The organism is Gordonia sp. NPDC058843 (assembly GCF_042743165.1).
Classification (GTDB): domain Bacteria; phylum Actinomycetota; class Actinomycetes; order Mycobacteriales; family Mycobacteriaceae; genus Gordonia.
In genome coordinates, this window is record NZ_JBHYNC010000082.1 from 1 (window position 1) to 7,618 (window position 7,618).

General features: G+C 66.9%; 9 protein-coding genes. 3 read left to right on the forward strand and 6 right to left on the reverse strand.

The features are described 5' to 3' along the window. Positions 1 to 247 precede the first annotated feature (247 nt). The 5 genes from ACFW3F_RS25410 to ACFW3F_RS25430 all read right to left on the reverse strand — a co-directional run bounded on the left by ACFW3F_RS25410 (position 248) and on the right by ACFW3F_RS25430 (position 3,896). Complete coding sequence (locus ACFW3F_RS25410) at positions 248 to 499, reverse strand: DUF6480 family protein (protein WP_388062472.1); 252 nt, start codon at positions 497 to 499, stop codon at positions 248 to 250. 43 nt (positions 500 to 542) lie between these two features. Then, positions 543 to 1,538, reverse strand: a complete 996-nt coding sequence (locus ACFW3F_RS25415; protein ID WP_388062474.1) for an alpha/beta hydrolase — start codon at positions 1,536 to 1,538, stop codon at positions 543 to 545. Beyond that, positions 1,535 to 1,945, reverse strand: a complete 411-nt coding sequence (locus ACFW3F_RS25420; protein WP_388062476.1) for an ester cyclase — start codon at positions 1,943 to 1,945, stop codon at positions 1,535 to 1,537. The genes ACFW3F_RS25415 and ACFW3F_RS25420 overlap by 4 nt, the downstream gene beginning before the upstream one ends. 80 nt (positions 1,946 to 2,025) lie before the next feature. Beyond that, entirely contained in the window at positions 2,026 to 2,541 is a 516-nt protein-coding gene (locus tag ACFW3F_RS25425; protein ID WP_388062477.1) for a hypothetical protein, read from the reverse strand. Between the two features lie 53 nt (positions 2,542 to 2,594). After that, positions 2,595 to 3,896: a glycosyltransferase gene (locus tag ACFW3F_RS25430; RefSeq protein ID WP_388062479.1), complete on the reverse strand. Its 1,302-nt coding sequence runs from the start codon at positions 3,894 to 3,896 to the stop codon at positions 2,595 to 2,597. 192 nt (positions 3,897 to 4,088) lie between these two features. On the opposite strand from ACFW3F_RS25430, the gene ACFW3F_RS25435 reads away from it, so the two are divergent. Further along, complete coding sequence (locus ACFW3F_RS25435; protein ID WP_388062481.1) at positions 4,089 to 4,712, forward strand: TetR/AcrR family transcriptional regulator; 624 nt, start codon at positions 4,089 to 4,091, stop codon at positions 4,710 to 4,712. On the opposite strand, the gene ACFW3F_RS25440 is transcribed toward ACFW3F_RS25435, so the two are convergent. Next, a complete protein-coding gene (locus ACFW3F_RS25440) occupies positions 4,668 to 5,876 on the reverse strand; it encodes a low temperature requirement protein A (RefSeq protein WP_388062483.1) in 1,209 nt (402 codons plus the stop codon). The genes ACFW3F_RS25435 and ACFW3F_RS25440 overlap by 45 nt on opposite strands. A gap of 26 nt (positions 5,877 to 5,902) precedes the next feature. On the opposite strand from ACFW3F_RS25440, the gene ACFW3F_RS25445 reads away from it, so the two are divergent. Further along, on the forward strand, positions 5,903 to 6,064 hold the full coding sequence (locus ACFW3F_RS25445) for a hypothetical protein (RefSeq protein WP_388062485.1): 162 nt from the start codon (positions 5,903 to 5,905) through the stop codon (positions 6,062 to 6,064). A gap of 4 nt (positions 6,065 to 6,068) precedes the next feature. After that, positions 6,069 to 7,460, forward strand: a complete 1,392-nt coding sequence (locus ACFW3F_RS25450) for an acyl-CoA synthetase (protein WP_388062487.1) — start codon at positions 6,069 to 6,071, stop codon at positions 7,458 to 7,460. The last annotated feature ends 158 nt before the right edge of the window (positions 7,461 to 7,618 follow it).

The following is a 7,618-nucleotide window of genomic DNA, read 5'->3' on the forward strand; positions in this document are numbered from 1 at the left end:
CCTCAGGGAGCATGGATTTCGGGCACTCACGAGTGTTCTTTCGTAGTCAACGACGGCCGCCTGGCCGCAGATACTGAGGAGCGAGCTTTACGAAGGGTCTCGCTGACTCGGCCGCCAGACCCTTCGTGACGCGCCCTCCGCAAGCTCCGGGCGCTCCTCAGGGAGCAGGGGTGGGTCGCTTCTTTTGGACCAGGGACCAGTGGCTGTGCAGTTCTCTCGCCTCAGAAATCACACTGGCGAGGACGGCTCAGAACAGCCCCACCGCGCGGCCGATCAGACCGAGTGCGACCAGGAGGAAGACGATCGCCGCAATCCCGATCACGATCACACCGCCGGTCCGCCCGCGTTGCGGCGGCTCGTGCTCGTCCCCCCCGACCGCGGACTCGGACGGCGGGGTGTCCCCCGGCGCGACTCCGCCTCCGGGCTCGAGACCCGCCGTGCTCGACGGATCGGGGTTCTGCGCGTTGAACGGTTTCCGAGCAGGGTCGTTGTCAGACATGAGGCCGGTGTACCCGGAATGGCGGCAACTCACGCGTCAGCGGTCAGAGGGCCTCGGCGAGGACCGGGTACATGACGGTCAGGTCCTGCGCCCAGTACGGCCACGCATGGGTTCCGATGGCACGGAAGTGGGTGGTCGGCCGCAGACCTTCGGACCGCATTCGGTGCGCGAACTCCCTCGAGCACGCGTTCACCGAGCTCTCCAGTACCGCTCCCGTTGCGATCTTCTCCGACCGGTGTCGACCCGGGTCGAGCCTGGTGCGCTGGTCGAGGGGCCCGGGGGCGCCGGACCCGGACGAGATGAAGACGCGCATCCCGGCGAGGGCACGTAGACGGTAGCCCGGGTCGTGGTCGGCCCACCCCGGGCCATTCCAGGGGCCCCACATGTTGGTGGGGTCCCCGCCGTCGCGGATGACCGCGGCGCGGATCTGCGACTCGTGCACTGGACCGGTCGTGAACGGGCATCCGCTGATGGAGCCGACGCCCGTATAGAGCCCCGGCCGGCGTGTCGCGAGCGTGAAGGCGGCTTGTCCGCCCATGGAGAGACCGGCGATCGCATTCCTCCCGTTGCCGTGGAACCGCCGGTCGATCAGCGGAGGGAGCTCGACGGTCAGAAAGGTCTCCCACTGCGGACGACCGAATCCGGTGTCGACGTGCCGCCAGTTCGTGTAGAACGCTCCCTGGCCGCCGGGCAGCACCACATTGGTGCCCTTGCCGGCGAAGTAGCGGTCCGCGTGTGCCTCCCTGATCCAATCGCTGACCGCGGTCTTCTGACCGCCGCCGTCGAGGAGGTAGAGGGTCCCACGCGAACGAGCATGTGCCGGGTGCAGCACGCTCACCGGCACATCCCGTCCCATCGCGGGCGATCGGACGAGCACGTCGTGCCGGTGCTGCCCGATCGCCACACTGCTCACCAGCGACGCCGACGCGGGTGCCGGTGCCGGTGCCGCCGAGGAGATTCCCTGAACACCCGAGAAGATCACTCCCACAATGATCGTGATCGAGAGGAACCCGACGGTCCGGCGCCGCGCACGCCTCATCCCGGAAGAACTCCCAACTGTCCCAGGAAGTCGAGCTGGTCGAAGTACAGGTGTTCGGACAGCAGCTCTGATCCGTCCACCTGGTAGGTCGCGCTCCACCTGAACGAGACAGTGCGTCCGGTGGGGCCGATCGGACCAGACGGACTCTGCAGAACCCCGTCGTGAACCCCGTCGAACGTGCCCTCCACCGAGGCGTTGTCGGCATCTATCACGTACGAGCCGACGGTGAGGCGACCGTCGCTGAAAGCACCCTGGAACACTGACAGGAAACCCAACACGCCCTCTCGTCCGGTGAACACTCCACCCGGCGAGCTCAATTCGGCGCTTGCCGCCCACGGTTCCTGATCCGGGATGCGATTGTTGAACGCATCGATGTGCGTGTCGATCACAGCTCGTGCATTGCTCATGACGGGCCTCCTCGGGTTGTCGTCGGCCGAACGCCGGCGAGGTCTTGTACGCGAACAGCTTTGTCGCAGTATTTATGTCGTCAGTAGAGAACGTACGTCGCCTTCATGGCGGGTCCGAGACGGTCGAGCCGTGCCACGACGCGGTCACCATGGGTCGCACCGGTGTTGCCGAGGGTCGTGATGGAGAACTGGTGATCGAGACTCATCCGAAACTGCCATCTGGCGGAACGGTATCCGCCGCTGTACCGCACGTGGGTGGCCATGTGGACCGGATTGCTCGACCACGCTCGGACCACCTCGGTCTGATCGGGCATGATCCACGCCGCCGGTGGATCGATCCACCGGTCAGTACTCGAACTGCCCGACCACACGTCGGTGGCGGGAGACCTGTCGAGTGTCAGCGGCGCCCCCGACAGGTTCACGATCACCATGGTCGCGCTCGATCCGCCCGGTGGTAGCGGGCGCGCGGCGACCTCCGCGGGGATCGCCGCTGTCATACCGAGGGTGATTGCAAGACAGCTCAATACGACGACGAGGCGGCGGGCCGGCCGATTGGGCGAACGGCGGCCACGGCCGGGAAGATCCGGGAGGGACATGTGCTTCTCCTTTGATGGTTCCGACGGCCTGTCCGCGTTCGGCGGGACAGACCTCAATTCTCCGAACGTCGGCGATCACGGCCGAGGGTCACGCGATCGAATTCCGCGATGAGCGTGGCAGCCGGGTCGTAGTCGGCCATCGCGCTCGCCATCTGCCGGCACCGGGCGGTCAGATCGTCGTCGGCCAGGATTCGGCGCACCGCGTCGGTGATGACATCGGCGGCCGGGCGTCGGGTGCCCAGACTCGTCCCGACCCCGAAATACGCCACCCGGGCGGCGACTTCGGGCTTGTCCTCGCCCCCTGGTGCGACGATCACCGGCACTCCGTGACGCAGCGCCTGGAGGACTCCGCCGTAGCCCCCGTTGGTGACCAGAACCGAGGTCCGCGGCAGCAGCGCGTCGTAGTCCAGGTACTGCGCGATCCGCGTGTTCGCAGCGCGCGGCACCGGATCCGGGTTCGCTCCGCCGGTCGTGACGACGACCTGGACGTCCAGCCCGGCCAACCCGGCCACCGCGGGTTCGACGAGTTGCGAGAAGTCGTCGTTGTCGAGCGTGCCCTGGGTGACGTGTACGACCGGCCGGTTGTCGGCGAGCATGTCCGACCACCACGGCGGCAAGGCCGGTGACCTGCCGGCCGTGGGCATCGGTCCCGCGAAGACGGTGTTCGGCGCGAGATCGGCGCGCGGGTATTCGAACTCGGCGGGTCCGAGTTGAACGAAACGGTCGAACGCCCTCGAGAGGTCCAGGACGAAATGATCGAGTGTGCCGCCCGCCCGTCGGGCCAGCTCTCGCGCGGACCTCTGCGTGGGCGCGAACAGCACATGCCGAACAAGGAGGTGGGCCAACCGATTACGCATCCTGCCCAGTGGTCCGCCCATCGGCGTCAGGCCACTGTTGAACGGCGCCACATCGGGACTCGACTGCGCCAGAGGCATCGTGCCGATCCCGATCACCGGCGGCCGCCGGTCGCGAGGTCGCGACAGCATCGGGATGATGCCGGCAAACGTGCCGTCGCACAGGATCGCGTCGACCTCACGGTGTCCGGCGACCGCGTCCACCGCGGCCGCCTGGTCCGGCAAGGGAGCGATGAACGTGCGCTCGACTTGGTACCGCGACAGGGTCAGCCCGCGGTATCGGTGCCGGTCCGGGGTGAAGCTGTCGGGGTCTCGCTCGTCGAAATCGGCGATCCCACCCAGCGGATGGAGGCTCAGTCCCGCGCCGGCCACCTGCTCGGCGAAGCGCGAGCCGGTCACCATCGTCACCCGATGGCCTCGTTCGACCAGCACCCGCCCCACGGCGACGAGCGGACCGACATGCCCGGCCAACGGCGTCCCGCACATCAGTATCGTTGCCATCACGCCTTCCACTTTGGATAGAGCCAGACTCTATCCAAATTTTCAGCGAAGGACGTGCTTTCCGCTCATCGGTCTCATCTTTGCAGTTCACGTGCCGCTCCTCCGGCAACCCGTCCAGACCGGGGTCGACCGCGACTCCCCACCCCGCGCTACCATCAATGCTGTTCGAGTCCGACCGGAGCGGAGGCCGGTGTGAGTAAACGCCCCTACACACCGCGCAAGCGAGCGATCAGCGCGGCGCATACGCGGTCCCGAATCCTCGACGCGGCGCAAGCGCTCTTCGTGCAGCACGGGTACTCACGGACCACGGTGCAGCAGATCGCGGAGCACGCCGGGGTGGCCGTGGGCACCGTGCATCAGGCAGGGTCCAAGGCGTCGCTCATGATGGCTGTCCTCGAGCGCGGTTTCACCGGTGACGAGAAGTTCGTCTCGTTGCTCGAGCGACCCGAGTTCATCGCGATCATGAGCGACGCCGACACCGACCGAGCCATCGGCCGATACGTCGATCACGTCATCGCCGCGAACAGCCGGATCGCCGACCTCTGGCATGCGGCGACGCTGGCGGCCGACACCGACCCCGCCATCGGCGAACAACTCGAACGATCCGAACTCCGGCGCCTCGACGATGTGCACACCGGTTGTCATTGGTTCGTTCACCGCAACCTCATCGCCGACACCCGAATCGATGAGTTCGCCGACATTCTCAGCTATCTCACCGCGCCCGCGACCTACCGCTACTTCACCGTCGAGCGGAACTGGAGCTCCGCGCGACTACGCAGTTGGTTGCTCACCAGCATCGCTGCGGCGATGAACTGAGCGCGTCTCGCTGTCCGCAGTGAGCGGCGGCCGGAGGACCAGCACGACGACGATCGCGATGAGGAACACGGCGGTCAGCGCGAACGGTACCGGGATGACCGGGTCGAGCAAGACCAGGACGGCACCGACCGGCACCACGGTGTTCACCACGCGATCGGCGTTGGCGCGGAGCGCGATCCACCAGATGCCGATGATGAAGATCGCGATCGGGATCGTGACCGTGAACGACGCCTGGGTTTCCGACAGCTCGCTGTGATGGGTCAGGGCATCGATCTCGACCTCGATGCCCGCCGAGAATGCACCCGCCGCGGCGAAGACGAAGTAGTGGACGTAGCCGTAGCGGAGCGAATCGGCCAGCGAACCGATCGCCCGATGATGCGGCGGCCAGAAGTAGATCCACCACAGCGCGGCGGTTGCGATGAAGGTGAGAATCGCGATCGAGATCAGCGGCGCGAGTTCCTGATCGTTGTGCAACGCCTCGATGATCGCGTTCGACGAGGCGAGCAGACTCTCGCCGAGGAGGATGAGCGTGAACAGACCGTAGCGTTCGGTGATGTGGTGAGGATGCCACGGCGTGTTTCCCTGACGCTCGGCGATCGCCGGGACCGCCAGCTCCGCTGCGACGAGCGCCACGAACCCGATCGTCGCAGCAGTCCCCGACGGGACGAGAAGCCACAGGAGCCACAGCACCTGGACGAACGCGATGCCGGCGGCGTAGTACTGCGTGGTTCGTCGACGGGTCCCGGCCGAGCGCGAGGCACGCAGCCACTGGGCGACCATCGCGACGCGCATGATCACGTAACCGACGACGACCAGCCCGAATTCGCGGTCGACGAATGCCGGTTCGATCCCCGCCGCCAAGACCAGCACGCCGGCCATCTGCACGAATGTGAGGACCCGGTAGAACCAGTCATCGGTTCCGAAAGATGTCGCGAACCAGGTGAAGTTCATCCACGCCCACCAGATGGCGAAGAAGACGAACGCGTACGACACCACGCCGTCGACGATGTGGTTCTCGGTGAGCGCATGATGCAGCTGGACCGCCGCGATGCTCACCGCGACCACGAAGACCAGATCGAAGAAGAGCTCGAGGGTGCCCGCCGTCCGACCCGGTTCGTCAGGGTCCCGCGGGCGCATGGTGCTCAGGTGAAAACGTGTGGACATCGTTACCAACCCCCGATCGTTGCTGCGTGCTCACGAGATCATGCCACCGGAACAACTGGGGACGCGCGCGGTACGCCGGGGCGGGATGTCCCGACGCGGCCGACGGCCGGCCGGATGTCGGCGCACGCCGCCTGACCTCGACGATCCGCGCAGGTGACGGGCGGGATCGGCCCGGCGTGGCACAGTGAAGACGTGCTGCTGCCCACCCTGACCCCCACCGCACCGGACGACCCTGCCGTGATCCGCGTCGGCGACGACAAGCTGTCGCGTGAAGATCTCGTCGGGGCGGCGACCGCGGTGGCCGAACGGATCGCCGGCGCACGGACCGTCGCAGTCCTGGCCACGCCGACGGTGGAGACAGTGCTGGCGGTGGTCGGCGCACTCATCGCCGGGGTACCGGTGGTCCCCGTTCCGCCCGATTCCGGCCCTCGCGAACTCGAACACATCCTCGCCGACTCGCAGGCACAGGCCTGGTTGGGGCAGGCCCCGTCCGAACCGACCCTGCCGGTCATCCCGGTCCGACGGTATGCGAAATCGTGGCACCGCCACCCCGAGCCGCACGCCGACTCGACCGGACTGATCCTCTACACGTCCGGCACTACCGGCCTCCCCAAAGGCGTGCCGCTCACCCGTCAGGCGATTGCCGAGGGACTCGATGCACTCGCCGACGCCTGGTCGTGGACCGCGGACGACACTCTGGCACACGGTCTGCCGCTGTTTCACGTCCACGGGTTGATCCTGGGAGTCCTCGGGCCTCTCCGACGCGGCGGACGACTGATCCACACCGTCACACCGACAGCCGACACCTATGCCGCCGCCGCGGGAGCCGGTGCGAGCATGTTCTTCGGGGTGCCGACTGTCTGGAACCGCATTGCCGCCGATCCGGCTGCAGCGCAGACACTCTCGTCGGCTCGTGTCCTCGTGTCAGGAAGCGCCCCGCTACCCGTCCCGGTGTTCGATCGCATCCACGAACTCACCGGGCACCAGATCGTCGAGCGCTACGGCATGACCGAAACGCTGATCACGGTGAGCACCCGCGTCGACGGCGAGCGCCGACCCGGTTGGGTGGGAGTGCCCCTCGCCCACGTGGAAACCCGCCTGCAGGAGAACGGCGAGCCGCTGCCGCACGATGGCCAGAGCGTCGGCGATCTCCACGTCCGCGGCCCGATGATGGCTTCCGGGTATCTCGATCGCCCCGATGCGACCGCCGAATCATGGCTTCCCGACGGCTTTTTCGCGACCGGCGACGTTGCGGTCATCGACGCCGACGGGATGCACCGCATCGTCGGACGACGAGCGACCGACCTCATCAAGTCCGGCGGATTCCGCATCGGAGCCGGCGAGATCGAGACCGTCCTGCTCGCACACCCCGCGGTCCGCGAGGCGGCCGTCATCGGCGTGCCCGACGACTACCTGGGCCAACGGATCGTCGCCTACGTCGTCGGCGACGCCGTCGCCGACACCGAACTCATCGAGTTCGTCGCCGGTGAACTGTCGAATCACAAACGTCCACGCGAGATCCGGTTCGTCGAGTCCCTCCCGCGCAACGCCATGGGCAAGGTCCAGAAGAAGCTGCTGGGCTGAGCTGAGGCAGAATGCGCCCCAGAGAAACGCCCTCTGGGTAAGCGCCGACGACATATCGTCGATGGCAGGTTCAAGTGGTCAGCGCAACAGCCTGACTGTTGAGGCTGGTGTGGCGTGGAGGTTTGTGGAGGGTTTTGGGAGGCGATTGATGCTGGTGG